Annotated in this window: 24 protein-coding genes and 1 riboswitch; of the genes, 13 read left to right on the plus strand and 11 right to left on the minus strand. The window is 72.2% G+C overall.

Annotation, left to right across the window (positions count from 1 at the left end):
* Positions 1-111 precede the first annotated feature (111 nt).
* The 5 genes from ddaH to ACZ5NW_RS31940 all read left to right on the plus strand — a co-directional run bounded on the left by ddaH (position 112) and on the right by ACZ5NW_RS31940 (position 6,995).
* Positions 112-921, plus strand: coding sequence for a dimethylargininase (gene ddaH / locus ACZ5NW_RS31920; protein ID WP_468747474.1), 810 nt, complete (start codon positions 112-114; stop codon positions 919-921).
* The gene (gene rocD / locus ACZ5NW_RS31925; protein WP_468747475.1) at positions 921-2,147 is read left to right on the plus strand and encodes an ornithine--oxo-acid transaminase; all 1,227 of its coding nucleotides are present in this window, start codon (positions 921-923) and stop codon (positions 2,145-2,147) included. Before ddaH ends, rocD begins: the two co-directional genes overlap by 1 nt.
* Before the next feature lie 211 nt (positions 2,148-2,358).
* Positions 2,359-4,899 (plus strand): SpoIIE family protein phosphatase, encoded by a 2,541-nt coding sequence (locus ACZ5NW_RS31930; protein ID WP_468747476.1) that lies wholly within the window; start codon positions 2,359-2,361, stop codon positions 4,897-4,899.
* The gene (locus ACZ5NW_RS31935; RefSeq protein ID WP_468747477.1) at positions 4,896-6,137 is read left to right on the plus strand and encodes a PP2C family protein-serine/threonine phosphatase; all 1,242 of its coding nucleotides are present in this window, start codon (positions 4,896-4,898) and stop codon (positions 6,135-6,137) included. Before ACZ5NW_RS31930 ends, ACZ5NW_RS31935 begins: the two co-directional genes overlap by 4 nt.
* 135 nt (positions 6,138-6,272) lie before the next feature.
* Entirely contained in the window at positions 6,273-6,995 is a 723-nt protein-coding gene (locus tag ACZ5NW_RS31940) for a lysophospholipid acyltransferase family protein (protein WP_468747478.1), read from the plus strand.
* 68 nt (positions 6,996-7,063) lie between these two features.
* Here the strand turns inward: ACZ5NW_RS31940 and ACZ5NW_RS31945 are convergent, their stop codons facing one another.
* From ACZ5NW_RS31945 to ACZ5NW_RS31980, 8 genes are all read right to left on the minus strand, one after another.
* Entirely contained in the window at positions 7,064-8,590 is a 1,527-nt protein-coding gene (locus ACZ5NW_RS31945; protein WP_468747603.1) for an alpha/beta hydrolase, read from the minus strand.
* Between the two features lie 198 nt (positions 8,591-8,788).
* Positions 8,789-9,580 (minus strand): urease accessory protein UreD, encoded by a 792-nt coding sequence (locus ACZ5NW_RS31950; protein WP_468747479.1) that lies wholly within the window; start codon positions 9,578-9,580, stop codon positions 8,789-8,791.
* On the minus strand, positions 9,568-10,245 hold the full coding sequence (gene ureG / locus ACZ5NW_RS31955) for an urease accessory protein UreG (protein WP_468747480.1): 678 nt from the start codon (positions 10,243-10,245) through the stop codon (positions 9,568-9,570). The genes ACZ5NW_RS31950 and ureG overlap by 13 nt, the downstream gene beginning before the upstream one ends.
* Before the next feature lie 66 nt (positions 10,246-10,311).
* Entirely contained in the window at positions 10,312-10,986 is a 675-nt protein-coding gene (locus tag ACZ5NW_RS31960) for an urease accessory protein UreF (RefSeq protein ID WP_468747481.1), read from the minus strand.
* On the minus strand, positions 10,986-12,707 hold the full coding sequence (locus tag ACZ5NW_RS31965; protein WP_468747482.1) for an urease subunit alpha: 1,722 nt from the start codon (positions 12,705-12,707) through the stop codon (positions 10,986-10,988). Before ACZ5NW_RS31965 ends, ACZ5NW_RS31960 begins: the two co-directional genes overlap by 1 nt.
* A complete protein-coding gene (locus ACZ5NW_RS31970; protein ID WP_468747483.1) occupies positions 12,700-13,011 on the minus strand; it encodes an urease subunit beta in 312 nt (103 codons plus the stop codon). Before ACZ5NW_RS31970 ends, ACZ5NW_RS31965 begins: the two co-directional genes overlap by 8 nt.
* An 11-nt stretch (positions 13,012-13,022) precedes the next feature.
* Complete coding sequence (locus ACZ5NW_RS31975) at positions 13,023-13,325, minus strand: urease subunit gamma (RefSeq protein ID WP_468747484.1); 303 nt, start codon at positions 13,323-13,325, stop codon at positions 13,023-13,025.
* Positions 13,326-13,454: 129 nt separating this feature from the next.
* Entirely contained in the window at positions 13,455-14,084 is a 630-nt protein-coding gene (locus ACZ5NW_RS31980; protein WP_468747485.1) for a TetR/AcrR family transcriptional regulator, read from the minus strand.
* Between the two features lie 266 nt (positions 14,085-14,350).
* On the opposite strand from ACZ5NW_RS31980, the gene ACZ5NW_RS31985 reads away from it, so the two are divergent.
* Complete coding sequence (locus ACZ5NW_RS31985; protein ID WP_468747604.1) at positions 14,351-15,274, plus strand: ABC transporter permease; 924 nt, start codon at positions 14,351-14,353, stop codon at positions 15,272-15,274.
* A gap of 70 nt (positions 15,275-15,344) precedes the next feature.
* On the opposite strand, the gene ACZ5NW_RS31990 is transcribed toward ACZ5NW_RS31985, so the two are convergent.
* Positions 15,345-15,623, minus strand: a complete 279-nt coding sequence (locus tag ACZ5NW_RS31990) for a type II toxin-antitoxin system Phd/YefM family antitoxin (protein ID WP_468747486.1) — start codon at positions 15,621-15,623, stop codon at positions 15,345-15,347.
* A 61-nt stretch (positions 15,624-15,684) separates the two neighbouring features.
* On the opposite strand from ACZ5NW_RS31990, the gene ACZ5NW_RS31995 reads away from it, so the two are divergent.
* The 3 genes from ACZ5NW_RS31995 (at position 15,685) to ACZ5NW_RS32005 (ending at position 17,672) form a co-directional block, all read left to right on the plus strand.
* Positions 15,685-16,320, plus strand: a complete 636-nt coding sequence (locus tag ACZ5NW_RS31995) for an ATP-dependent Clp protease proteolytic subunit (protein ID WP_468747487.1) — start codon at positions 15,685-15,687, stop codon at positions 16,318-16,320.
* Positions 16,321-16,328: 8 nt separating this feature from the next.
* Complete coding sequence (locus tag ACZ5NW_RS32000) at positions 16,329-16,634, plus strand: hypothetical protein (RefSeq protein WP_468747488.1); 306 nt, start codon at positions 16,329-16,331, stop codon at positions 16,632-16,634.
* 419 nt (positions 16,635-17,053) lie between these two features.
* Positions 17,054-17,195: riboswitch (cyclic di-AMP (ydaO/yuaA leader) on the plus strand.
* Between the two features lie 3 nt (positions 17,196-17,198).
* Entirely contained in the window at positions 17,199-17,672 is a 474-nt protein-coding gene (locus ACZ5NW_RS32005; RefSeq protein ID WP_468747489.1) for a C40 family peptidase, read from the plus strand.
* Positions 17,673-17,767: 95 nt separating this feature from the next.
* On the opposite strand, the gene ACZ5NW_RS32010 is transcribed toward ACZ5NW_RS32005, so the two are convergent.
* Positions 17,768-18,235, minus strand: coding sequence for an ATP-binding protein (locus ACZ5NW_RS32010; RefSeq protein WP_468747490.1), 468 nt, complete (start codon positions 18,233-18,235; stop codon positions 17,768-17,770).
* A 213-nt stretch (positions 18,236-18,448) separates the two neighbouring features.
* On the opposite strand from ACZ5NW_RS32010, the gene ACZ5NW_RS32015 reads away from it, so the two are divergent.
* Complete coding sequence (locus ACZ5NW_RS32015) at positions 18,449-19,309, plus strand: helix-turn-helix domain-containing protein (protein ID WP_468747491.1); 861 nt, start codon at positions 18,449-18,451, stop codon at positions 19,307-19,309.
* A gap of 9 nt (positions 19,310-19,318) precedes the next feature.
* Positions 19,319-19,555: a DUF397 domain-containing protein gene (locus ACZ5NW_RS32020; RefSeq protein WP_468747492.1), complete on the plus strand. Its 237-nt coding sequence runs from the start codon at positions 19,319-19,321 to the stop codon at positions 19,553-19,555.
* Positions 19,556-19,594: 39 nt separating this feature from the next.
* Here the strand turns inward: ACZ5NW_RS32020 and ACZ5NW_RS32025 are convergent, their stop codons facing one another.
* Entirely contained in the window at positions 19,595-20,722 is a 1,128-nt protein-coding gene (locus ACZ5NW_RS32025; RefSeq protein WP_468747493.1) for an 8-amino-7-oxononanoate synthase, read from the minus strand.
* 147 nt (positions 20,723-20,869) lie between these two features.
* Here ACZ5NW_RS32025 and bioB point away from each other — a divergent pair, with 147 nt between their 5' ends.
* Positions 20,870-22,081 carry a biotin synthase BioB gene (bioB, locus tag ACZ5NW_RS32030; RefSeq protein WP_468747494.1) on the plus strand — a complete coding sequence of 404 codons (1,212 nt, stop codon included), beginning with the start codon at positions 20,870-20,872 and terminating at the stop codon, positions 22,079-22,081.
* On the plus strand, positions 22,074-23,369 hold the full coding sequence (locus tag ACZ5NW_RS32035; protein ID WP_468747495.1) for an adenosylmethionine--8-amino-7-oxononanoate transaminase: 1,296 nt from the start codon (positions 22,074-22,076) through the stop codon (positions 23,367-23,369). Before bioB ends, ACZ5NW_RS32035 begins: the two co-directional genes overlap by 8 nt.
* The last annotated feature ends 1 nt before the right edge of the window (position 23,370 follow it).

Here is a 23,370-nt window from a genome sequence, read left to right on the forward strand (position 1 = left end):
CAGCATCACTGCGTGAACACGCAGCTTTCGTTCCTTGTCGACCGGATCGGTCACTTCCTACCGTGGTGTCAACCCCCGTCGACACCGTAGGAAATACGGAGGGACCCCTCTGTGTCCGACAGCCGTGTGCCGCGCCCCCGGCGCTTTCTCGTCTGTGAACCCAGACACTTCGCCGTGCAGTACGCGATCAATCCCTGGATGCACCCCGACACCCAGGTCGACGTCGACCTGGCCCAGGAGCAGTGGCAGGCGCTCATCAGCGCCTATCGCGCCCACGGTCACACCGTGGACGCCGTGGAGCCGGTCCCCGGACTCCCCGACATGGTCTTCGCCGCGAACTCGGCGGTCGTCGTCGACGGCCGGGTCCTCGGCTCCCTCTTCCACGCGCCGGAGCGGCGCCCCGAGTCCACGCACTACGACACCTGGTTCAAGACCGCCGGATACGCCGTGCACCGCCCGGAGTCGGTGTGCGAGGGCGAGGGCGACCTGGTCTGGACGGGGCGGTACGTACTGGCCGGCACCGGGTTCCGCACCAGCCGCGAGGCGCACCGGGAGGCCCAGGAGTTCTTCGGGCACCCGGTGATCAGCCTGACGCTGGTGGATCCGTACTTCTACCACCTCGACACGGCCCTGTTCGTCCTCGACGAGCACAATGTCGTGTACTACCCGGAGGCGTTCTCGCCGGGCAGCCGCGAGGTGCTGGCCCGGCTCTACCCGGACGCGATCCTGGCCACCCGCGAGGACGCGATGGCCTTCGGCCTGAACTCCGTCTCCGACGGCCGCCATGTCTTCATCGCCCCGCAGGCCGAGGCGCTCGCCGCCCGTGTCGCCGACCACGGCTATGTCCCCGTCCCCGTCGACCTGTCGGAGTTCCACAAGGCCGGCGGGGGCATCAAGTGCTGCACCCAGGAGATCCGCTGATGACCGCTCCCGCCGCCGCGCGCACCTCCGACGAGCTGATCCGTGCCGAGGAGCCGGTCCTCGCGCACAACTACCACCCGCTGCCGGTCGTCGTCGCCCGCGCGGAGGGCGCCTGGGTGGAGGACGTCGAGGGCCGCCGCTACCTCGACATGCTGGCCGGCTACTCGGCCCTGAACTTCGGCCACCGCCATCCGGCGCTGATCGAGGCGGCCCACCACCAGCTGGACCGGCTCACGCTCACCTCACGGGCTTTCCACAACGACCGGCTCGCCGTGTTCGCCGAGCGGCTGACCGGGCTGACCGGCACGGACATGATGCTGCCGATGAACACCGGCGCGGAGGCGGTGGAGAGCGGCATCAAGGTGGCCCGCAAGTGGGCGTACGACGTGAAGGGCGTCCCCACCGACCGGGCCACGATCGTGGTCGCCGCGGACAACTTCCACGGCCGTACGACGACCATCGTCAGCTTCTCCACGGACGAGACGGCGCGGGCGGGCTTCGGCCCCTTCACGCCGGGCTTCAGGGTCGTGCCGTACAACGACCTGGCCGCGCTGGAGGCGGCGATCGACGAGACCACGGCGGCGGTGCTCATCGAGCCGATCCAGGGCGAGGCCGGGGTCATGATCCCGGACGACGGGTATCTCGCCGGGGTTCGTGAGGTGACCCGGCGGAAGAACTGCCTCTTCATCGCCGACGAGATCCAGTCGGGCCTCGGCCGCACCGGGCGCACGCTGGCGGTCGAGCACGAGGGGGTCGTCCCGGACGTGGTGCTGCTCGGCAAGGCGCTGGGCGGGGGCATCGTGCCGGTGTCGGCGGTGGTCGGCCGCCGGGACGTGCTGGGCGTCCTGCACCCGGGCGAGCACGGGTCGACGTTCGGCGGGAACCCGCTGGCGGCGGCGGTCGGGCTGGCGGTGGTGGAGCTGCTGGAGACCGGCGAGTTCCAGCGGCGGGCGGCCGAGCTGGGCGTGCTGCTGCGGGAGGGGCTGGCCGGGCTGGTCGGCAAGGGCGTCGTCGGTTTCCGCGCGCGCGGGCTGTGGGCGGGCGTGGACGTCGACCCGGCGATCGGCACGGGCCGTGAGATCAGCGAGCGGCTGATGCGGGAGGGGATCCTGGTGAAGGACACCCATGGCTCGACGATCCGGCTGGCGCCCCCGCTGACGATCACGGCGGACGAACTGACGTCCGCGCTGGGGTCGTTGGAGAAGGTGCTGGGCCAGGGGGCCTGAGCGGTCCCCTCGTCACCCCGGGCGCTCCCCGTGCGCCGGAACCCGTTCGGCGCAACGGGTCGCGGCTCACGGGGAGCGTTCGCTTCCCCGCTCTTCGCTCCGTCGTCTCCCCCGGGTAGCCGACCCGCTTCCGTGCGTGCAGGGTGAGGGGGGAAGGAAGAGGTGGTGGACCCCTCTCAGCGACCCGCTCTCAGCGACAGAGAGGTCGGCCGTGGGTGCTGCACATGAGGAGCACGACGCCGGCCGCCGCTGGTTCGACGTGGCCGATGCCGCGCCCCTGCTGCTCGACGCGGACGGCGTGGTCACGAGCTGGACCGGCAGCGCGCGGCGCCTGCTGGCGTATCCGGCCGCCGAGGTGATCGGCACCGGGATGGACCGGCTGCTGGGCGACGAGGACGCCGCCCGGCTCCCGGAGCTGCTCGCGCGCTGCCGGGCCGACGGCGGCTGGGCGGGGCTGCTCATGGCGCGGCGCCGGGGCGGCGAGCCGGTGCGGGTCATGGTGCGCATCACCTCGGCCGTGGAGGTCCAGGGGCCCTCGCGCTGGCTCGTGCTCATGAACGAGATGGCCGAGGCTCCCGGCTGGGACATGGGCCGCGGGGTGCTCGAACAGATGGTCGCCCGCTCCCCGATCGGCATAGCGATCGTCGACACCGATCTGCGCTTCGCGTGGTCCAACGCCGCCCTCGCCCGGTTCGGCGGCGGCCCGCCCGCCGAACGGCTCGGGCGGCGGCTGGCGGACATCCAGCCCGGCATCGACGCCGAGGCCGTCGAGGCGCGCATGCGGCAGGTGCTGGCGACCGGGGAGCCGATCGTCGGCTACGAGCACGTGGGCCGCGTCCGCTCGGCGCCGCACCGCGAGACCGCGCACATGTTGTCCTTCACCCGTCTGGACGACGAGCACGGCCGTCCCATGGGCGTGTACTACACGGTGGTCGACGTCACCGAGCGGCACCGGGCACGGCAGCGCCTCGCCCTGCTCGACCGGGCCGGGCGGTGCATCGGGCGCAGCCTGGACTGTGTGCGCACCGCGCAGGAGCTGGCCGACGTGGCCGTGCCGGACTTCGCCGACTTCGTCGCGGTGGACCTGCTGGAATCGGTGCTGCGCGGCGCGGAGCCCGCTCGGGTGCCGGAAGGGGGCGCGGACGCCGTGCCGCTGCGCCGGGCGGGCCAGCGGTCGGTGACCGCGGGCATGCCCGAGGCCGTCGTCCAGGTGGGGGAGCGGACCCTGTATGTACCCGGCTCGCCGCCGCTGCGCGCGCTCTCCGCCGGGCGCGCCTGGCGTGCGGAGCGGCTGGATCCGCCGGCGCAGGAGTGGTCGACCGGGATCGCCGGCGACCGGGCGGCCACCTTCAGGGAGCTGGGGCCGCACAGCGTGCTGCTCGTGCCGCTGCGCGCCCGGGGCGTGACGCTGGGCCTGACCACGTTCCTCCGGCGGCACGGCCGGGAGCCCTTCGACGCGGAGGACCTGGCCCTGGCCGAGGATCTCGTCTCGCGGGCCGCGGTGTGCCTGGACAACGCCCGCCGCTACACCCGTGAGCGGGAGGCGGCCCTGGTGCTCCAGCGCAGTCTGCTCCCCCGCCGGCTGCCGGAGCAGGACGCGGTCGCGGTGGCCGCCTGCTACCGCCCGGCCGACGAGCTGACCGGGCTGGGCGGCGACTGGTACGACCTGATCCCGCTGTCGGGGGCGCGGGTGGCGCTCGTGGTGGGCGAGGTGCCCGGGCACGGCATCGCGGCCGCGGCGGCGATGGGGCGGCTGCGCACCGCCGTACGCACGCTGGCGGCGCTGGACCTTCCGCCGCACGAGGTCCTCGCCCATCTCGACGACCTGGTGGCCCGCTCGGCCCGCGAGGACGCCCCGGAGGGTGTTGAGGGGATCCACGGTTCTGCCGCCGAGGAGCCGGACTCGGAGCCGGGCGAGGGCAGTCAGTCCGTGGGCTCGGGGTGTGTGTACGTCGTCTACGACCCCGTGGACGGGCGGTGCGCGATGGCGGCGGCGGGACATCCCGCGCCGGCCGTGGTGCTGCCCGACGGCGCGGTGTCCTTCGTCGACCTGCCGCAGGGCCCGCCCCTGGGCACCGGCGGCCCGCCCTTCGAGTCCGCCGAGCTGGTCCTGCCGGAGGGCAGCACGCTCGCGCTGCACACGGACGGGCTGCTGGCGCGGGGCGGGCGGTGGGCGCCGGACGCGGGGCGGGACCGGCTGCGGCAGGCCCTGGCGCACGCTGCGGACGCCCTCGACGTGCGCTGCCGTGCGGTCGTGGACGCGCTGGCGCCCGATCGTCCGCACGACGACGTGGCGCTGCTGATGGCCCGCACGCGACGACTGGGGGCCGGGCGGGTCGCGGAGTGGGAGGTGCCGGCCGATCCGGCGGCGGTGGCCGACGCGCGCCGCGCCGCGACCCGTCGGCTGGCGGACTGGGGACTGGACGAGCTGGCCTTCACGACGGAACTCGTCGTGAGCGAGCTGGTCACCAACGCCATCCGGCACGCCGGCGGCCCCATCCGGGTCCGGCTGATCCGGGGCCGCGCGCTGGTCTGCGAGGTCTACGACGGCGGCGCCACCGCACCCCATCTGCGTCACCCGCGCACCACGGACGAGGGCGGACGCGGACTGCTGCTGGTCTCCCAGTTCACCCAGCGCTGGGGCACCCGCTTCGCGGCCGAGGGAAAGATCATCTGGGCGGAGCAGGCGCTGAACGATCCGGAGGCGGAGCCTAAAATAGCGCAATCCGGACAGATAGGGCGTGAGTCATGAAGGACACGGCGATCGACTACGCAGCCGTCTTCCAGGCCCTGCCCGGCATGGTGGCCCTGCTGACCCCCGACCTGGTCTACGCCGACGCCAACGAGGACTTCCAGCGCCTGACCGGACGCACCCGCGACCAGCTGGTGGGCCGCTACATCTTCGACGTCTTCCCCGACAACCCCAACGACCCGGCCGCGACCGGCATGCGCGACGTCCAGGCGTCGATGCTGCGCGTCGTGGCCACGGGCGAGCGCGACACCATGGCCCTGCAACGCTACGACGTCGAGGACCCCGAGCAGCCCGGCCACTGGCGCGAGCGCTACTGGAGCCCCGTCAACGCGCCGGTGCTCGGACCGGACGGCACGGTGGTGCTGCTGGTGCACCGTGTGGAGGAGGTCACCGAGCTGATCCGGGCCCGCCGCAACCGCGCCGGCGGCAACGTCGGGACCCATACGCAGGTGCTGGAGGCCGAGCTGTACACCCGCGCCCGGGAACTGCAGGACCTCAACGAGCGGCTGCGCCAGGCGCACGCCCGTGAACGCGAGGTCGCGCTCGCCCTGCAGGAGGCGATGCTGCCGGCGGGCCGGCAGGTCAAGTACCGCCGGGCGGCGGTGCGTTACCGGCCGGCGGTGGGCGCGCTGAACGTGTGCGGCGACTGGTACGACATCGTCGACCTGGTCGGCGGCAATCGCATCGGCGTCTCGGTGGGCGACGTGGTCGGCCACGGCCTGGCGGCCGCCGGGGTGATGGGCCAGCTGCGCAGCGCGCTCAGCGCCGCCTCACGGGTCGCCGCGGGCCCGGCACAGGCCCTGAACGTGCTCGGCCGGTACGCCCATGTCGTGGATGGCGCCGAGTCGGCGACGGCGGTCACGACCTTCATCGACTTCGACGAGCACACCATCACCTACAGCAGCGCCGGCCATCTCCCGCCGGCCCTGGTCCACGCCGACGGCCGCGTGGAGTTCCTCGACCTGGCCACTGACCCGCCATTGGACGCGCGCCCCGACCCCGTGCCCAGACCCGAGGCGAGCACCACCTACGAGAGCGGCGCCACGCTCGCCCTGTACACGGACGGGCTGGTGGAGCGGCGCCGCGAGGACATCGGCACCGGCCTGTCCCGGCTCGCCGACTCCCTGACCCGGCACCGCACATCGGACCCGGAGACCCTGGCGGACGCCGTCCTGCTGGAGCTGCTGCCGCCGGGCGGCGCCACGGACGACGCGGCCCTGGTGATCGTGCGGCTGTGAAAGTCCGTACGGGCGCGGGCCGTTGGGCCCGTTCCGGCCACTGACGGGCGCGCCTACACTGTCACCTCACGACATACCGGTTGACCTGCTAGAACGTGGCGGCCCCGCCGCTTTGGCGAAGGGAGCGCGATCCCCTTGTTCTATTACGTGCTGAAATACGTGCTGTTGGGGCCGCTGCTGCGGCTGCTGTTCCGGCCCCGCATCGAAGGCCTGGAGCATGTGCCGGACTCGGGTGCCGCCATCGTCGCGGGCAACCATCTGTCGTTCTCCGACCACTTCCTGATGCCCGCGGTGCTCAAACGGCGCATCACCTTCCTCGCCAAGGCCGAGTACTTCACCGGCCCCGGGATCAAGGGGCGGCTCACCGCGGCCTTCTTCCGCAGCGCCGGGCAGATCCCGGTCGACCGCTCCGGCAAGGAGGCGGGCCAGGCGGCCATCCGGGAGGGGCTCAAGGTGCTGAGCCGGGGTGAGCTGCTCGGCATCTACCCGGAGGGCACGCGCTCGCACGACGGCCGGCTGTACAAGGGCAAGGTGGGCGTGGCGGTGATGGCGCTCAGAGCCGGGGTGCCGGTGGTGCCCTGCGCGATGATCGGCACCTTCGAGGCGCAGCCGCCCGGCAAGGTCGTCCCCCGCTTCAGCCCCGTCGTCATCCGCTTCGGCGAGCCCCTCGACTTCTCCCGCTACGCCGGCATGGAGCACGAGAAGGCGGTGCTGCGCGCGATCACCGACGAGATCATGTACGCCATCCTGACGCTGTCCGAGCAGGAGTACGTCGACCGGTACGCGGCCGTGGTGAAGGCCGAGGAGGCCGCCGCGGCCGCCAAGGAACGCAAGTTCCCGCGCATGCCGCTCAGTTGAGGATGCGTCAGCAACGCCACAGGGGCGGCCGGTGAATACCGGCCGCCCCTGCTGTCACGTCGTGCCGGCTACGGCTTCGGCGTGGCGTGCGGCGTGCAGGTCACGTCCGCGGAGTCCAGCTTGCCGGTGAGGAGGTAGGTGTCCACCCGGGTGTTGATGCAGGGGTTGACCAGGCTCGTGACGCCGTGCGAACCGGCGTCCTTCTCCGTGATCAGGCGCGAGCCCTTGAAGCGCTGGTGCAGCTCGACGGCGCCGTCGTAGGGGGTGGCGGCGTCCCGCTCGGACTGCACGATCAGCACCGGCGGCAGGTCCTTGTGGGACTTGACGTTCACCGGGGACTGCTGCTTGACCGGCCAGAACGCGCACGGCAGGTTCAGCCAGGCGTTCGCCCAGGTCATGAACGGGTAGTCCTTGTTGAGCCGCGTGTTGTCGCGGTTCCACTTGCTCCAGCTCGTCGGCCACTTGGCGTCGGTGCACTCGACGGCCGTGTAGACGGCGTTGCTGTTCTCCGAGGTGATGTTGCCCTTGGTGTCGGACAGGTCCGGAGCGGCCGCGTCGATCAGGGCCTGGGTGTCACCGGCGACGTACTTGCTGAAGACGGTGGCGACCGGGATCCACGAGGAGTCGTAGTACGGGGCGCTCTGGAAGAAGGAGATCAGCTCGGCCGGGCCGACGACCCCGCCGATGGGGCTCTTCTTGGCGGTGGCGCGCAGCTTGAGCCACTGCGCCTGGACCGCGTCCCGGGTGGTGCCGAGGTGGAACGTGGCGTCGTTGGCGGCGACCCAGTCCTGCCAGTCCTTCCAGCGGCCCTCGAACGCGACGTCCTGGTCGAGGTTGGCCTCGTACCAGATCTTCTCGCGGGAGGGGTTGACCACGCTGTCCACGATCATGCGGCGCAGGTGGCCCGGGAAGAGGGTGCCGTACACGGCGCCGATGTACGTGCCGTACGAGACGCCCAGGTAGTTGAGCTTCTTCTCGCCGAGGGCGGCGCGGATGACGTCCAGGTCGCGCACAGTGTTCGGCGTGGTCATGTACGGCAGCATCTCGCCGCTGCGCTCGTAGCAGCCGTCGGCGTACTCACGCGCGAGCTTGATCTGGGCCAGCTTGTCGGTCTCCTTGTCCGGGACCGGGTCGGCCTTGGGCGCCTTGACGAACTCCTGCGGGTCGATGCAGGAGATGGGCGCGGAGTGGCCGACACCGCGCGGGTCGAAGCCCACGAAGTCGTAGGCCTTGGCCGTGTTGGCCCACACCGGCGCCTTGGTCGTGACGCGGCGCGGGAAGCGCATGCCGGAGCCGCCGGGGCCGCCCGGGTTGTAGACGAGCGCGCCCTGGCGCTCCTCCTTGGTCCCCGTGTTGCCGATGTGGTCGACGGCGAGCTTGATCTGCTTGCCGTCGGGGTGGGCGTAGTCGAGCGGCACGGTCACCCAGCCGCACTGGATGGGCTTCTCCAGGCCCCAGTCGGCCGGGCAGTCCGCCCAGGCGATCCCGGCCTTCGCGGCGCGCTCCGCGGCGATCGCGGCGCCGCGCTGCTCACGGTCCTGGCTCGCACCGCCGGTGCTGGCGGTGGCCGTGGGCGCGGCCATGGTGGTGGCCATCAGGGTGGCGGCGACGAGTGCGCCGGCCGAACCGAACGCCGCGGTACGTCTGTTCGGTCGTATCTTCCTCAAGTGAGGCTCTCCCCCTACCTAGTGGTCAACAGACAGTTACGGGGGATCCTGTCTGCTGTGGGGCACCTGAGAACAGATCTGGCGTGCCTTCTTTGCCAATCCGATAAGCGGAGAGAGGTGTACCGCTCACCGGATGTGCTGGTCGACCTCGGCGAGAGCGGCGTCGAGCACCCGGCGCAGCGCCAGCGCGTCCCCGGCCACGGCGGTGATCAGGGCGGCGGGCCCGGCCAGTGGCATGAGGGCGGCCGCCGGGCCCAGGACGCGCGGTTCGACCGGTCGGGTCGTGAACTCCGGCCGGGCGACCAGCACTTGGCCGACGGCCCGCTGTCCGGCGAGCACGGCGGGGCCGTCCCATCCGCCCGGGGCGCCCGGCCCGCAGGCCAGCTCCTGGTCGAGGACGAGCCGTCCGCCGACCCGCAGGACCAGACGGCTGGTGAGCCGCCCGGGTTCCTCGCGGACGCGCCCCAGCACCTGTTCCTCGCGCAGCACGAGGGTGGCGGTGGGGTCGAGGTCGGCGCGGGTGGTGACGTACAGGTCGCTGCCCCGGGCGGAGATCAACGGCTCGGGGAGCCAGTGCAGTCGGCCCCGCTCGCCGACCCGGACGCGGACGTCGTAGCGTGCGTGGCCCTTGAGTTGTCCGGGCAGGGCGATGGTCGCGGCGGCGGAGGACAGCCGCACCCGGGCCCCCTCCTCCACGTCGGCCTCGACGGCGAAGCGGTCCCCGCCGAGGGGGCCGCTCATGGCCCCGACGAGCATGACATGGGCCTCGCCGGACGCGCCGCGGGTGCGGCGCAGGGCGAGGGGACCGTCGCTGTCGAGGACGGGCAGGCAGGTGCCGCCCCGCCCGTCGCTGCGGGCGCGCAGCCGAGCGGTGGCACGGACCCCGGAGGCGGTCGCGGCGCCGCTCACGCGGTCCACGCGGCGAGCTGCCCGCGCACCCAGGCGGCGACCTCGGCCACGCCCGTCTCGGAGCGCAACGACTGGAAGACGACGGGCAGTTCGGCGCGCTGGGCCTTGGCGTCGACAGCCATCCGGCCCAGGTCGGAGCCGACGTACGGCGCCAGGTCGGTCTTGTTGACGACGAGCAGATCGGCGGTGGTGACACCCGGCCCGCCCTTGCGCGGGATGTCGTCGCCGCCGGCCACGTCGATCACGAAGATCTGCGCGTCGACGAGCCCCTTGGAGAAGGTGGCGGTGAGGTTGTCGCCGCCGGACTCGACGAGGATGAGATCGAGCGGGCCGACCTCGTCCTCCAGGTCCTCGACGGCTTCGAGGTTGGCGGAGATGTCGTCCCGGATGGCGGTGTGCGGGCAGGCCCCCGTCTCGACGGCGCTGATCCGCTCGGGCGGCAACACCGCTTCCCGCAGCAGGAACGCGGCGTCCTCGCGGGTGTAGATGTCATTGGTGACGACGGCGAGGGACAGCTCGTCGCGCAGGGCCCGGCAGAGCGCGGCGACGGTCGCGGTCTTGCCGGACCCGACGGGCCCCCCGAGCCCGATCCGCAGGGCCCGGCGGCAGCCGTCGGGACGGTGGGCGTCGGCGCTCACGGCCAAGGGTCCGTCGTGGGTGTGGTCGAGGTGCATCTACGGCTCCTGGTGAGGTGCTTCCTGAGGGCTGGGGCTGGAGGCCCGGCCGCCGGGGTCGGCGGGCTACGACGCGAAGAGGCGTACCGGCCAGGCGGCATGCGCTTCCGCGCCGATCTCCAGCAGCGGAGCGGAAGCCGCGGGCAGGGCATCGACGCCCTGCTCCACGACTCCGTGTGCGGCGTCGGTCGCCCGATCCACCACCCGGTCCACCTCCGGCGCCAGCCTGGCCAGCACCGCCGTGGCGTCGAAGGGGTCGAGGCTCAGCAGCCGTACGACCGCGGTCGCCGGACCGCTGACGCTCTCGTACGCCGCGCAGTGAGCCGCGTCGGCCGGCCCCAGTCCGGCCGCCCGGGCGGCGACCCCCAGGACCACCGGCTGATGGGCTCCCTTGGGGAACTCCCCTGCCACGGCGTCCAGTTCGGCGGACGGCCAGGCGGCCCGGGCCGCCCGCATCAACTGCCGCCCCAGCTTGCGTGCCGCGAGCCGCAGCGCGGGCGAGGGCGTGCGGGCGTCCGCCGCGGCGTCCAGCTGCGCGGGGTCGGCCCCCAGCGCCGCCGCCGCGGCCAGCGAGGCCGCGACCAGCCCCGCCGTGTGCAGCCTCCCCCGGCAGAACGCCTCCAGACTCGCCGCCCCGGTGATCCGCCCGGCCTTGACCGCCTCCTCCGCCCCGCCGGAGTGCGCGTGCCCACCGGCGGGGAAGCGGCCGTCGGCCAGGACGAGCAGTGCCGCCCTGGACATCAGAAGAGGAAGTAGCGCTGGGCCATGGGCAGTTCGGCCGCGGGCGTCGCCTCGACCAGCTCACCGTCGATGTGCACGGCGAAGCTGTCCGGGTCGACGCGCACGTCCGGCCGGGCGTCGTTCTCGCGCATGTCGGCCTTGGTGACCGCCCGCGTCGACTCGATCGCCACGAACCGCTTGCCCAGTCCCAGCCGCTCCGGCAGCCCGTCCTCGATGGCCAGCGGTGCCACGAAGTTGAACGAGTTCGCGGCGGGCGCCCGCCCGATCGCCCCGTACATCGGCCGCGGCAGGATCGGCTGCGGCGTCGGGATGGAGGCGTTGGCGTCGCCCATCTGCGCCCAGGCGATCTGGCCGCCCTTGATGACGAGGTGCGGCTTGACGCCGAAGAACGCCGGTTCCCACAGCACGAGGTCGGCGAGCTTGCCGCTCTCGACCGAGCCGATCTCCCGGGCCAGGCCCTGCGCGAGCGCCGGGTTGATCGTGTACTTCGCGACGTACCGCCGTACCCGGTGGTTGTCCGCCCGGCCGTCGCCGGGCAGCGCGCCCCGCCGTCGCTTCATCACATGCGCGGTCTGCCAGGTCCGCAGGATCACCTCGCCGACGCGGCCCATGGCCTGCGCGTCGGAGGAGATGATCGAGATCGCGCCGAGGTCGTGCAGGACGTCCTCCGCCCCGATGGTCGAGGGCCGGATCCTGGACTCGGCGAAGGCGAGGTCCTCCGGCACCGCCGGGTTCAGGTGGTGGCACACCATCAGCATGTCGAGGTGTTCCTCGGCGGTGTTCACCGTGAACGGCCGCGTCGGATTCGTCGAACTGGGCAGCACGTGGGGCTCGGAGACCACGGTCATGATGTCGGGCGCGTGCCCGCCGCCCGCGCCCTCGGTGTGGTACGCGTGGATGCCCCGGCCGGCGATCGCGGCGAGCGTGTCCCCCACGAACCCGGCCTCGTTGAGGGTGTCCGTGTGGATGGCGACCTGGATGCCGGTCCGGTCGGCGACGGTGAGGGAGGCGTCGATGACGGCCGGCGTCGAGCCCCAGTCCTCGTGCAGCTTCAGGCCCAGTGCGCCGCCCCGGATCTGCGAGAGCATCGCCTCGTGGGAGACGGTGTTGCCCTTGCCGAGGAAGCCGATGTTGAGCGGGTACGCCTCCATCGCCTCCAGCATCCGGGCCAGGTGCCAGGGGCCGGGCGTCACGGTCGTCGCCTTGGAGCCCTCGGCCGGCCCGGTGCCGCCGCCGACCAGCGTGGTCACGCCCGACGACAGCGCCTCGTCGGCGATCTGCGGGCAGATGAAGTGGACGTGCGCGTCGATCGCCCCGGCGGTCAGGATCCGTCCGTTGCCCGCGATGACCTCGGTCTCCGGGCCGATGACCAGGTCGGGGTGGACCCCGTCCATGGTGTCGGGGTTGCCCGCCTTGCCGATCCCGGTGATCCGCCCGTCGCGTATGCCGACGTCGGCCTTGATCACGCCCCAGTGGTCGACGATGACGGCGCCGGTGATGACGGTGTCCGGGGTGCCGTCCGCACGCGTGGCCCGCGCCTGGCCCATGGACTCCCGGATGACCTTGCCGCCGCCGAACACCGCCTCGTCACCGGCGAGCGCGGGCCCGCCGGAACGGTCCTCCTCGATCTCGATCAGCAGATCGGTGTCGGCGAGCCGGATGCGGTCGCCGGTGGTCGGGCCGAACAGGTCGGCGTACGCGGCACGCGAGATCTCAGGCATCGAGGGCACCTCCGGTCTCCCCGCGCAGCCCGGGCACCACACGGCGCCCGGCGAGCGGGACGAGTTCGACGTCGACGAGGATGCCCGGCTCGAAACGCACGGCGGTGCCGGCGGCGACGTTCAGCCGCTTGCCGCGCGCGGCGGCACGGTCGAACTCCAGGCCCGGGTTGGCCTCGGCGAAGTGGTAGTGGGAGCCGACCTGGACGGGCCGGTCGGCGGCGTTGAGGACGGTCAGCCGGGTGACGTCGCGGCCCTCGTTGTAGACGATCGGGCCATCCGCGAACAGGATCTCGCCGGGAATCATGCCGGGCCCCCTCAGACGATCGGGTCGTGGACGGTGACGAGCTTGGTGCCGTCCGGGAAAGTGGCCTCGACCTGGACGTCGTGGATCATCTCGGGCACGCCGTCCATGACGTCGTCCCTGGTGAGCAGCTTGCGCCCGGAGGACATGAGCTCGGCGACCGTACGGCCGTCCCGCGCGCCTTCGAGGATGTGCGACGTGATGAGGGCGACCGCCTCGGGGTGGTTCAGCCTGAGCCCGCGGGCCCGGCGCTTCTCGGCCACGTCGGCCGCCACGTGGATCAGCAGCCTCTCCTGCTCGTGCGGGGTCAGTTGCACGTCCCACCTCACTCCTCGCTCCGGGCCGTGCGGGGCCCGCCTGCCGGGGCCACCCGGCAAAAGTCCCTGGTGGCGTGATCGGAGGCTAGTTGGGGCGAGTTTCAAGCGCGTTAACCGAGCGGTGATCCCTCAGGCGCCGGAGCGCGGGTCCCGCATGCTCATCAGCGCCCGCAGACCGTTCTCCAGCCATCCGTCCGGCAGCGAGCCCATCACGGCCCGCTGGGCCACGAATCCCTGGGCCAGCGCGATCATCACCCTGGCCATGGCGTCGGCGTCCGCGTCCTCGGCGATGAGCCCGGCGGACTTGTAGCTCTCCACCACCCGGGCCCAGGCCGACCGCACCGCCTCGTACCCCGCGCTCACCTGGGCCGCCAGCTCGTCGTTGCGTACGACCTCGGTCCACACCTGGATCAGCAGCCGGGGGAAGACCCAGGAGCCGTCCTCCAGGACGCCGGGCCTGGCCTCCCGCATCGCGTGCATCGCACGGGAGATCAGCACGTCGGGCAACGGCGGCGGTGTCTCGACCGCGGCGCCCTCGTACGTCTCGCGCAGCACCGCGAGAACCTCGCCGACGATGGCGCCGATCAGCTCGTCCTTGCCCCGGAAGTAGCGGTAGACGGCGCCCGCCGAGAGGTCGGCCTCCTTCAGCACGTCCTGCATGGAGGTGGCGTGGAAGCCGTTGCGGGCGAAGCAGAGCGCGGCGGCGTCGAGGATCTGCCGACGGCGGGCGTCGAGGTGTGCCTGGGATACGCGGGCCATGCCCCCAACATAAAACGAACGTTCCTTCTTGACAAGCGCGGTCGATGGCGCGCACCGTGGAGGCAGTCATAAAACGAACGATCATTCTTTTTAGGGGGCTCCCCATGTCATCCACCACCTCCACCGCCACGGAGGTCACGGAGGCCATGAACGCGACACATGCCACCGACCCCTCCCCGGCCTCCGGCAGCACCCGCCCCACGGGCACCCCATCCCCGCACTCCCCCCGCCGCCGCCTGCTGGCGGCCACCCTCGTCGCCCCGCTCATGGCGCTGCTGGCCCTGTGGGCCTTCGCCTGGCCCGCCGCCCGCACCGCGCCCCATGACCTCCCGCTGGGCGTGGCCGGTCCGGCCGCCGCCACGGCGCCGCTGGAGCAGAGCCTGCGCCAGGGACACAAGGGCGCCTTCGAGATCCACCGCTACGCCGACGAGGCCGCCGCCCGCGCCGCGATCGAGGACCGGACGGTGTACGGCGCGGTGGTCGTCACCCCCGCGGGCCCGAAGCTGCTGACCGCCTCCGCCGCGAGTCCGCTCGTCGCGCAGTCGCTCCAGCAGGCGGTGGGCGCCCAGGCGGCCGCGAACGGGGCGCGGTTGACGACGGAGGACGTGGTGGCCGCCCCGGCCGCCGACCCGCGGGGCGCGGCCCTGACCGCGAGCGTGCTGCCGCTGGTCATGGCGGGGCTCGCGGCGGGCTCGGTGACGACACTGCTCGGGCTGCGCGGCGGCCGGGCCGCGCTGGCGGTGACCGGCGCGTCCGCCCTGGTCGGCCTGGCCGCCGCCACGATCGCCGATTCCTGGCTCGGCGTGCTGAGCGGCAACTGGTGGGCCGAGGCGGGGGTGCTCGGCCTGTCGACCCTGGCCGTGGCGGCCGCCGTCGCCGGGACCGCCGCGCTGGTCGGCCGGGCCGGCATCGCCGTCGCCGCCTCCTTGATGATGCTCATCGGCAACCCGTTCTCGGGGGCGTCCTCGGCGCCGTACATGCTGCCCGAGCCGGCCGGCGCGATCGGCCAGTGGCTGCCGCCGGGGGCGGGGGCGACGCTGCTGCGTTCGGTGGCGTTCTTCGACGGCGCGGGCGCGACGGACGCCGCCCTGACGCTGACCTGGTGGGCCGCGCTGGGCCTGGGGGCCGTCCTCCTCGGTCAGAGCATGAGGGCCCGCACCCGGAAACCGGCGCCGGCTCCCGTGGGCTGACCGACGCCACCCCCTCAACGGACCGTGCTCCCCCGCCGTAGCGGACGGGCGAGCACGGTCTTCGCGTTTCCTACGAGGGGCTCGGGCCGTGGTGGTGTGCCGTGATGCCGAAGCGCTGCTGTTCGCGGGGGGCGGACGCGACCTCGCGCACGGCGGTCAGGGAGGGGATCGCCCGCTCCTCGGCCGGGGCGTCGAGCTCGTCGAGTCGTTCCAGGTCAGCGGCGGAGACAAGGGCGACGAGGGGCTTGCCGTGGCGGGTCACGACGACCCGCTCACCGCCGTAGACCACCCGGTTGATCAGGTCGGCGAGCTCAGCCCTGGCTTGCGTCACCGGAATCTCGTAGGCCATGCTCCCCACATTACGTCATGTACGTCCTGTACATTTTTTACAGACGGAGAAGGAGGGCATCATGATCCGACCGTCCGCCCGCCATGTCCTGCCCGAGTTCACCGAGCGCACGAGCTTCGGCCACAAGACCATGGATCCCTACGCGAAGCTGCTGGAGGAGCGGATCGTCTTCCTCGGTACGCCGGTCGACGACATCTCGGCGAACGACGTGATGGCGCAGTTCATGCACCTCGAGTACCAGGACCCGGACCGGGCCATCTCGCTGTACATCAATTCGCCGGGCGGCTCGTTCAGCGCCATGTCGGCGATCTACGACACGATGCAATACGTCGGTTGTGACGTGGAGACGATCTGCCTGGGCCAGGCCGGCTCGTCCGCGGCCGTACTGCTGGCGGCGGGCACCCCGGGCAGGCGCTGGATGCTGCCCGGCGCGCGCGTGGTGATCCACCAGCCGGAGCTGTCCGGGCCGGTGGAGGGGCAGGCCAGCGATCTCGCCATCCAGGCCGAGGAGTTGACGAGGGTTCGGGACCGGATGGAGGAGATGCTCGTACGGCACACCGGGCGCGACCGGGAGCAGGTGAGTGCCGACATCGAGCGGGACAAGATCCTCACCGCCCAGGAGGCCGTGGAGTACGGACTGGCCGACGGGATCATCCCCAGCCGCAAGGGCGCACGCCCCGCGTCCGGCGGGAGGTGAGACGGCCGATGCTGCCGGACCTGCCGCCGCTGCCCGCGCTGACCCGCGCCGAGGCCGAGTTGATCGACCGTTACCTGGAGGTGGTCGATCTGCTCGGCCGGATCAACCCGGCGCACCACGGGGACACATATCGAGGACTGCGCGCCGCGCAGGCGCTGGTCGCCAAGGCAACGGCGCTGCGTGACGCCCTGACGCTCATGCATCAGCGCGGCGAGAGCGAGCTGCACGCCCCCACGCTGGCGCGCGCGCTGCGTGTCCTGGACGGGGAGCGCCGCACGGCGCGTGTCACCGTTCCGCCTGTCACCGACAGTTGATCCGCCGCGCGCCCGGTTCCGGGCCGTCGGCGGGCGCGGCGCGAGCGTCCGGAGCGGGACTCAAACGGACCGAACGGGTTACCCCCGTTCGGAGTACTCTCCGCTCGTTTTTTCGGCCCCCAGCAGTTGCGCAACGCGCGTAGTATCAGGGCAGATCGGGGCATTTCTTCCCTGGTCCGAGGGTGCTTGGGTGTCTTGACACCTGACCGACGATCAGGGTGTCCACCCGAACGGGTGAGTGGTGAGTAACCCCACAAATCGCCGATTCCATTGGGATTTTCGGACATCCGTGAGTCAAGATCCCTGTCTGACGACAAGCCCCCGCCACAAGCGGCGGGGCGGTCCGGGCGGACGCCGAGTCCTGCCGCCGCCCGGATGACCGGTCGACAGGATGGTTCGGCAGGAGTGGAGGACCCAAGCACGACGGGTCGCCGGCACGGTCGGCTCCGCGAGGAGACGCCGGGTCGAGCAGCCCTTGGGGTGAAGCCGCGTCAGCGGCCGGGCAACTTCGCCAGCCCGAATCCGACAGGTCATCCTTCACAGGCGGCTGACGAAGGGTTGCGCATGACTGCGCTCAATCGTGTCCCGTCGCTCATGGCCCGGGCCGGCACGGCCTCGGCGTTCGCCATCGCCGCGGTGGGCGGCTCGATCGTGGTTCCGGGTGTCGCCACCGACGCCGCGGCCGCCACGCCGGCGACGAAGGCACTCCAGGTCGCGGCCTCGAAGAAGGGCTCGCCGTACAAGTACGGCGCCGCCGGTCCGCACCGGTTCGACTGCTCCGGGCTCACGCTCTACTCGTACAAGAAGGCGGGCAAGACGCTGCCCCGCACCGCGGCCCAGCAGTACAACAAGACGAAGCACATTTCCTCGAAGAACCGCAAGGCCGGTGACCTGGTGTTCTTCCACTCCGGTTCGAGCGTCTACCACGTGGGCATCTACGCCGGGAACAACAAGATCTGGCACTCGCCGAAGACGGGGGACGTCGTGAAGCTCCAGAAGATCTGGACGAAGAGCGTCTGGTACGGCCGGGTCAGCTGACGCTCCCGGAGCGGCCGGTGGCGCCCCTGACACGCCGTCGGCCGCTCCGGGGCTCCCGGGCCCCTGAAACAGCTCCCGCGGGCCGCGTACGGCCGCTACGGCTCCTGCTGGCCCGCCGTCGCCACCGGCTCGGCCGGAACGGCCGGTGCCGTCCACGGGACCTCGATGAAGACCGTCTTGCCGCCCTCCCGGGTCGGCCGCACCCGCACTCTGCCGCCGCACTCGGCGGTCAGCCAGCGAATGATCACCATGCCACGGCCGTTGTCCTGCTGGACGGCGGCCGGCAGTCGTTTGGGGAAGCGCGGGTGACTGTCGGTGACGCCGATCCGCAGGTTCTCGTCCCGGTCGAGGACGAGGTCCACCGTGAAGGTGGGTGACTGGCCGAAGGTGTGCTGTACGGCGTTGGTGGCCAGTTCGGAGACGATCAGACGGACGGTGTCGGCCAGCTCGGCGTCCGCCGGCAGACCCCACTCCCCCAGGGTGCCGAGGGTGAATGTGCGGGCCGCGGAGACCGAGGCGGGATCGCTCGGCAGAGTGACGGATGCTTCCAGGTGGTCTGCCATGGCGACGTCGTCCCTTTCCCATGGGACCGGGGTCCGACACGGTGCGGATGGTTCGAGTACGGTCCCGGACTGGTGCTACTTCGCCAGCGTGCCATTTCAGCGCCGGTCACGGGTGGCGATCCACCAAGATATGCATATATCTGTCGCTCGAAGCGGTGAACTCTGCTACGACAGAGCGTTTTTGGGCGGCTCGGAAGGAGTAAGGAGGGGGCCATGCAACACGGTCCCGTGGTCCGCCGCCGGAAACTGGGCGCCGAACTGCGCGCGCTGCGTGCCCGCGCCGGACTCACCAGTGGCGAGGCGGCCCGGCTCGTGGGGTGGCACCAGTCGAAGGTGAGCCGGATCGAGACGGGCACGAGCGGTGCGAAACCGGCAGATGTGCGGTTACTCCTCGACGCCTACGGGGTGGTCGACCCGCAACTGCGGGAGCTGATGCTGGTGTTGTCCGGCTCCGACGACGGCCTCGGGCGTGACCACTGGTGGCACGCCTACCGCGGGGTGCTGCCGCCGACCTACCGGGACTTCATCAGCCTGGAGTCGCAGGCGAGCGGGATGCGGACCCTGGAGACGACCGTCATCCCGGGGCTGCTCCAGACGCCGGAGTACGCCCGGGCGGTGACCAGGGCCGCCGTGGAGGGACTGGACGAGGACCGCCTCGACACCCTGGTCGAGGTGCGGCTGGCCCGGCAGGACGTGCTGCGGTCGGAGCGGCCGCTGGAGTTGAGCGCGGTGCTGGACGAGGCGGTGCTGCGGCGGGAGGTGGGCGGACCGGAGGTGATGGCCCGCCAGCTGCACCGGCTGACGGAGGCCGCCCGGCTTCCCCAAGTGAGGCTCCAGGTCCTTCCGTTCGCCGCGGGGGCACACATCGGCGTGACCGGGCCTTTCGTTATCTTCTCATTTTCGAGCACTTCTGATCTGGATGTGGTTGTTCTCGACCACTTGACGAGTAGCCTCTATCTCGAACGGAAAGAAGACCTCCAGGCCTACACCGAGGCCTTCAACGCCCTTCAGATGCACGCCCTTTCGCCCGAGGATTCGCTGGATTACATCGCCGCAATAGGTGACGGCGCGTAAGGAGGCACCATGACCGCACTGCCTCGTGACGTACCTCGCAACGTACCCTCCACATCCTGGCTGCCCGAGATGCGCTGGCTGCGCAGCAGCTACAGCACGGGAGCCAACAACTGTGTCGAGACGGCCCGCCCGGACTCCGGTCCCTGGGCCGGACTGCTCGCCGTTCGCGACTCGAAGAACCCGGCCGGACCCGCGCTGCTCTTCTCCCCCGAGAGCTGGGCGGGCTTCACGGCCGCGTTGGCCTGAGCGCACGGCCCGCGGTGAGCACGGCCGTGTCACGCCGACTCATGGTCGTGTCGCCCCGATCACACGTACAGCGCGATCCAGTTGGGCCTCGGTGAGGTCCGCTCGGGCGGTCAGCCGCAGCCGCGAGACGCCGTCGGGTACGGAAGGAGGTCGGAAGCAGCCCACGGCCAGCCCCGCGGTACGGCAGTCGGCCGCCCACTGCACGGCCTCCTCCGGGGAGGGCGCGCGCACCGAGACGACCGCGGCGTCCGGACGGACCGCCGTCAGACCCTCGGCCGTCAGCCGGTCGTGCAGTTCGCCGGCCACCGCGCGCGCCCGCGCCGCCCGCTCCGGCTCGCGGCGCAGCAGTCGGAGGGCGGCCAGGGCCGCGCCCGCCGCCGCGGGGGCGAGGCCGGTGTCGAAGATGAACGTTCGTGCGGCGTTGACGAGGTGGTCGATCACCCGGGCCGGGCCGAGGACGGCCCCGCCCTGGCTGCCCAGCGACTTGGACAGCGTGACGGTGACGACCACGTCGTCGGCGCCCGCGAGCCCCGCCGCGTACGGCGCGCCCCGGCCCCGGGCGCCGAGGACGCCGAGCCCATGGGCGTCGTCCACGACGAGGCCGGCGCCGTACTCCCGGCAGGCCGCCGCGAGCCCGACGAGCGGGGCCGCGTCGCCGTCGACCGAGAACACCGTGTCGGACACCGCGACGGCGGGCCCGTCGTGCGTGCCGAGCGCCTTGCGGACCGCGTCCGGGTCGGCGTGCGCCACGACCTGGGTGGTGGCGCGGGCCAGTCGGCAGCCGTCGATGAGCGAGGCGTGGTTGCCGGCGTCCGAGACGATCAGGGAGCCGTGCGGGGCCAGCGCGGTGACCGCGGCGAGGTTGGCCGCGTAGCCGGAGGAGAAGACGAGCGCCGCCTCGGTACCGCAGAAATCGGCCAGCTCGCGCTCCAGCTCGGTGTGCAGCTCGGTCGTGCCGGTGACGAGGCGGGACCCGGTCGCCCCACCGCCCCAGGTGCGGGCCGCCGCCGCGGCGCCCGCCACGACCTCGGGGTGGTGGGCGAGGCCCAGGTAGTCGTTGCTCGCCAGGTCCAGCAGCGGCGAGTCGGCGGGACGGGGGCGCAGGGTGCGGACCAGTCCGGCGCGGCGGCGCGCCTCAGCCTGCTCGTCGATCCAGCCGAACGCCATGGGTCCTCCGGTGCTTTGTAGGTAGCGGACAGACCCTAGCGGGCCGGTCGGTCACCCAGGGTGTGGCAATACCCACACGTCAAAGCGGGTGTGTTGTGCGATCCCTACCTTGGCCCGAGGCGGGTCCGCAAGGCAGGATCGGCTTCCATGGACCTGCTGAACACGCTGGTGGACAAGGGGCTTCGGCGCGAGCTGCCGACCCGCCAGGAGGCGCTGGCCGTACTGGCCACGTCCGACGACGACCTGCTCGACGTGGTGGCCGCGGCCGGAAAGGTGCGCCGCCACTGGTTCGGGCGGCGGGTGAAACTGAACTATCTCGTCAACCTGAAGTCGGGCCTGTGCCCGGAGGACTGCTCCTACTGCTCCCAGCGGCTCGGCTCCAAGGCCGACATCCTGAAGTACACCTGGCTCAAGCCCGACGAGGCCTCCCAGGCCGCGGCGGCCGGGCTCGCGGGCGGCGCCAAGCGGGTGTGCCTGGTGGCGAGCGGGCGCGGTCCGACGGACCGGGACGTGGACCGGGTCTCGGAGACCATCAAGGCCATCAAGGACCAGAACGAGGGCGTCGAGGTGTGCGCCTGTCTCGGTCTGCTCTCCGACGGCCAGGCCGAGCGGCTGCGCGAGGCGGGCGCCGACGCGTACAACCACAACCTCAACACGTCCGAGGGGACGTACGGGGACATCACGACCACGCACACCTACGCCGACCGTGTCGACACCGTGCAGAAGGCGCACGCGGCGGGTCTGTCGGCGTGCTCGGGTCTGATCGCGGGCATGGGCGAGACGGACGAGGACCTGGTCGACGTGGTCTTCTCGCTGCGCGAGCTGGACCCGGACTCGGTGCCGGTCAACTTCCTCATCCCGTTCGAGGGCACCCCGCTGGCCAAGGAGTGGAACCTCACCCCGCAGCGCTGTCTGCGCATCCTGGCGATGGTCCGCTTCGTCTGCCCGGACGCGGAGGTGCGCATCGCGGGCGGCCGCGAGGTCCATCTGCGCACGATGCAGCCCCTCGCGCTGCACCTGGCCAACTCGATCTTCCTGGGTGACTACCTCACCAGTGAGGGCCAGGCGGGCAAGGCGGACCTGGAGATGATCGCGGACGCCGGGTTCGAGGTGGAGGGCACCGACCAGGTGACGCTGCCGGAGCACCGGGCGGGCGCTGGCTGCGGCTCGCACGAGAGCGCCGGCTGCGGCTCGCACGAGAGCGCCGGGTGCGGCTCCCACGAGGACGCGGGCTGCGGGTCGCACGCGGGCGGCGGCATCTGCGGTACGGCGGCCGCGGCGCCGGCGAACGAGGCACGCCCGGACCTGGTCGCCGTACGCCGGCGGGGTGCCGGAACGGACCTCGCGCCCAATGCCTGACCTGAGCGTGCCCGAGCTGCTGGACCTCGACCGGCGGCATGTGTGGCATCCCTACGGTCCGATGCCCGGCCGGGCCGAACCGCTCGTCGTGGAGGCGGCGAGCGGGGTCCGGCTGCGGCTGGCGGACGGCTCGGGCGAGCTGGTCGACGGCATGTCGTCCTGGTGGTCGGCGATCCACGGCTACAACCACCCGGTGCTCAACGAGGCCGCGCGCGAGCAGCTGGGCCGGATGAGCCATGTCATGTTCGGCGGGCTCACCCACGAGCCCGCCGTACGGCTCGCGAAGCTCCTTGTCGACTTGTCGCCCGAGGGTCTGGAGCATGTCTTCCTCGCCGACTCCGGTTCGGTGTCGGTCGAGGTCGCCGTGAAGATGTGCCTGCAGTACTGGCGCTCGCTCGGCCGTCCGGAGAAGCGGCGGCTGCTGACCTGGCGGGGCGGCTACCACGGCGACACCTGGCAGCCGATGGCCGTGTGCGACCCCGACGGCGGCATGCACGAACTGTGGACCGGCATCCTGCCGCGCCAGGTGTTCGCGGACGCGCCGCGCACGGAGTACGACGAGGTGTACGCCGATCATCTGCGGACCCACATCGAACGCCACGCCGGTGAGCTGGCCGCGGTCATCGTCGAACCCGTGGTGCAGGGCGCGGGCGGGATGCGGTTCCACTCCCCCGCCTATCTGCGGGTGCTGCGCGAGGCGTGCGACGCGCACGACGTGCTACTGGTGTTCGACGAGATCGCGACCGGGTTCGGCCGCACCGGCGCGCTGTTCGCGGCGGACCACGCGGCGGTGGCACCGGACGTGATGTGTGTCGGCAAGGCGCTGACCGGCGGCTATCTGACGATGGCGGCGACGCTGTGCTCGTCGCGGGTGGCCGACGGCATCTCGCGGGGCGAGGTGCCGGTGCTGGCCCACGGGCCGACGTTCATGGGCAATCCGCTGGCGGCGGCCGTGGCCTGCGCGTCGATCGAACTGCTGCTCGGGCAGGACTGGCGCTCCGAGGTGAAGCGGATCGAGGCGGGGCTCCTGGAGGGCCTGGCGCCGGCCCGGGAGATCCCCGGCGTACGGGACGTCCGGGTCCTCGGCGCCATCGGGGTCGTCCAGCTCGACCACGCCGTCGACATGGCGGCGGCGACGCGGGCGGCGGTGCGGGAGGGCGTGTGGCTGCGGCCGTTCCGCGATCTGGTGTACACGATGCCGCCGTACGTCACGGGTGACGCGGACGTGGCGCGGATCGCGCGCGCGGTGTGCGCGGCGGCGGGCGAGTCCACGACGGGAGGTGCCTGAG

This window comes from Streptomyces sp. NPDC032126 (assembly GCF_055580085.1).

Bases quoted from the DNA above. Each gene is read 5' to 3' on its own strand.
- ACZ5NW_RS31935 (WP_468747477.1), top strand. From the start codon at position 4,896: ATGAAGGACACGGCGATCGACTACGCAGCCGTCTTCCAGGCCCTGCCC.
- ACZ5NW_RS32025 (WP_468747493.1), bottom strand. From the start codon at position 20,722: ATGGCGTTCGGCTGGATCGACGAGCAGGCTGAGGCGCGCCGCCGCGCC.
- ACZ5NW_RS32005 (WP_468747489.1), top strand. From the start codon at position 17,199: ATGACTGCGCTCAATCGTGTCCCGTCGCTCATGGCCCGGGCCGGCACG.
- ureG (WP_468747480.1), bottom strand. From the start codon at position 10,245: ATGCACCTCGACCACACCCACGACGGACCCTTGGCCGTGAGCGCCGAC.
- rocD (WP_468747475.1), top strand. From the start codon at position 921: ATGACCGCTCCCGCCGCCGCGCGCACCTCCGACGAGCTGATCCGTGCC.
- ACZ5NW_RS32010 (WP_468747490.1), bottom strand. From the start codon at position 18,235: ATGGCAGACCACCTGGAAGCATCCGTCACTCTGCCGAGCGATCCCGCC.
- ACZ5NW_RS31995 (WP_468747487.1), top strand. From the start codon at position 15,685: ATGATCCGACCGTCCGCCCGCCATGTCCTGCCCGAGTTCACCGAGCGC.
- ACZ5NW_RS31960 (WP_468747481.1), bottom strand. From the start codon at position 10,986: ATGTCCAGGGCGGCACTGCTCGTCCTGGCCGACGGCCGCTTCCCCGCC.
- ACZ5NW_RS31985 (WP_468747604.1), top strand. From the start codon at position 14,351: ATGGCGCTGCTGGCCCTGTGGGCCTTCGCCTGGCCCGCCGCCCGCACC.
- ACZ5NW_RS31945 (WP_468747603.1), bottom strand. From the start codon at position 8,590: ATGGCCACCACCATGGCCGCGCCCACGGCCACCGCCAGCACCGGCGGT.
- bioB (WP_468747494.1), top strand. From the start codon at position 20,870: ATGGACCTGCTGAACACGCTGGTGGACAAGGGGCTTCGGCGCGAGCTG.
- ACZ5NW_RS32035 (WP_468747495.1), top strand. From the start codon at position 22,074: ATGCCTGACCTGAGCGTGCCCGAGCTGCTGGACCTCGACCGGCGGCAT.
- ACZ5NW_RS31990 (WP_468747486.1), bottom strand. From the start codon at position 15,623: ATGGCCTACGAGATTCCGGTGACGCAAGCCAGGGCTGAGCTCGCCGAC.
- ACZ5NW_RS31965 (WP_468747482.1), bottom strand. From the start codon at position 12,707: ATGCCTGAGATCTCGCGTGCCGCGTACGCCGACCTGTTCGGCCCGACC.
- ACZ5NW_RS31970 (WP_468747483.1), bottom strand. From the start codon at position 13,011: ATGATTCCCGGCGAGATCCTGTTCGCGGATGGCCCGATCGTCTACAAC.
- ACZ5NW_RS32000 (WP_468747488.1), top strand. From the start codon at position 16,329: ATGCTGCCGGACCTGCCGCCGCTGCCCGCGCTGACCCGCGCCGAGGCC.
- ACZ5NW_RS31980 (WP_468747485.1), bottom strand. From the start codon at position 14,084: ATGGCCCGCGTATCCCAGGCACACCTCGACGCCCGCCGTCGGCAGATC.
- ACZ5NW_RS32015 (WP_468747491.1), top strand. From the start codon at position 18,449: ATGCAACACGGTCCCGTGGTCCGCCGCCGGAAACTGGGCGCCGAACTG.
- ACZ5NW_RS32020 (WP_468747492.1), top strand. From the start codon at position 19,319: ATGACCGCACTGCCTCGTGACGTACCTCGCAACGTACCCTCCACATCC.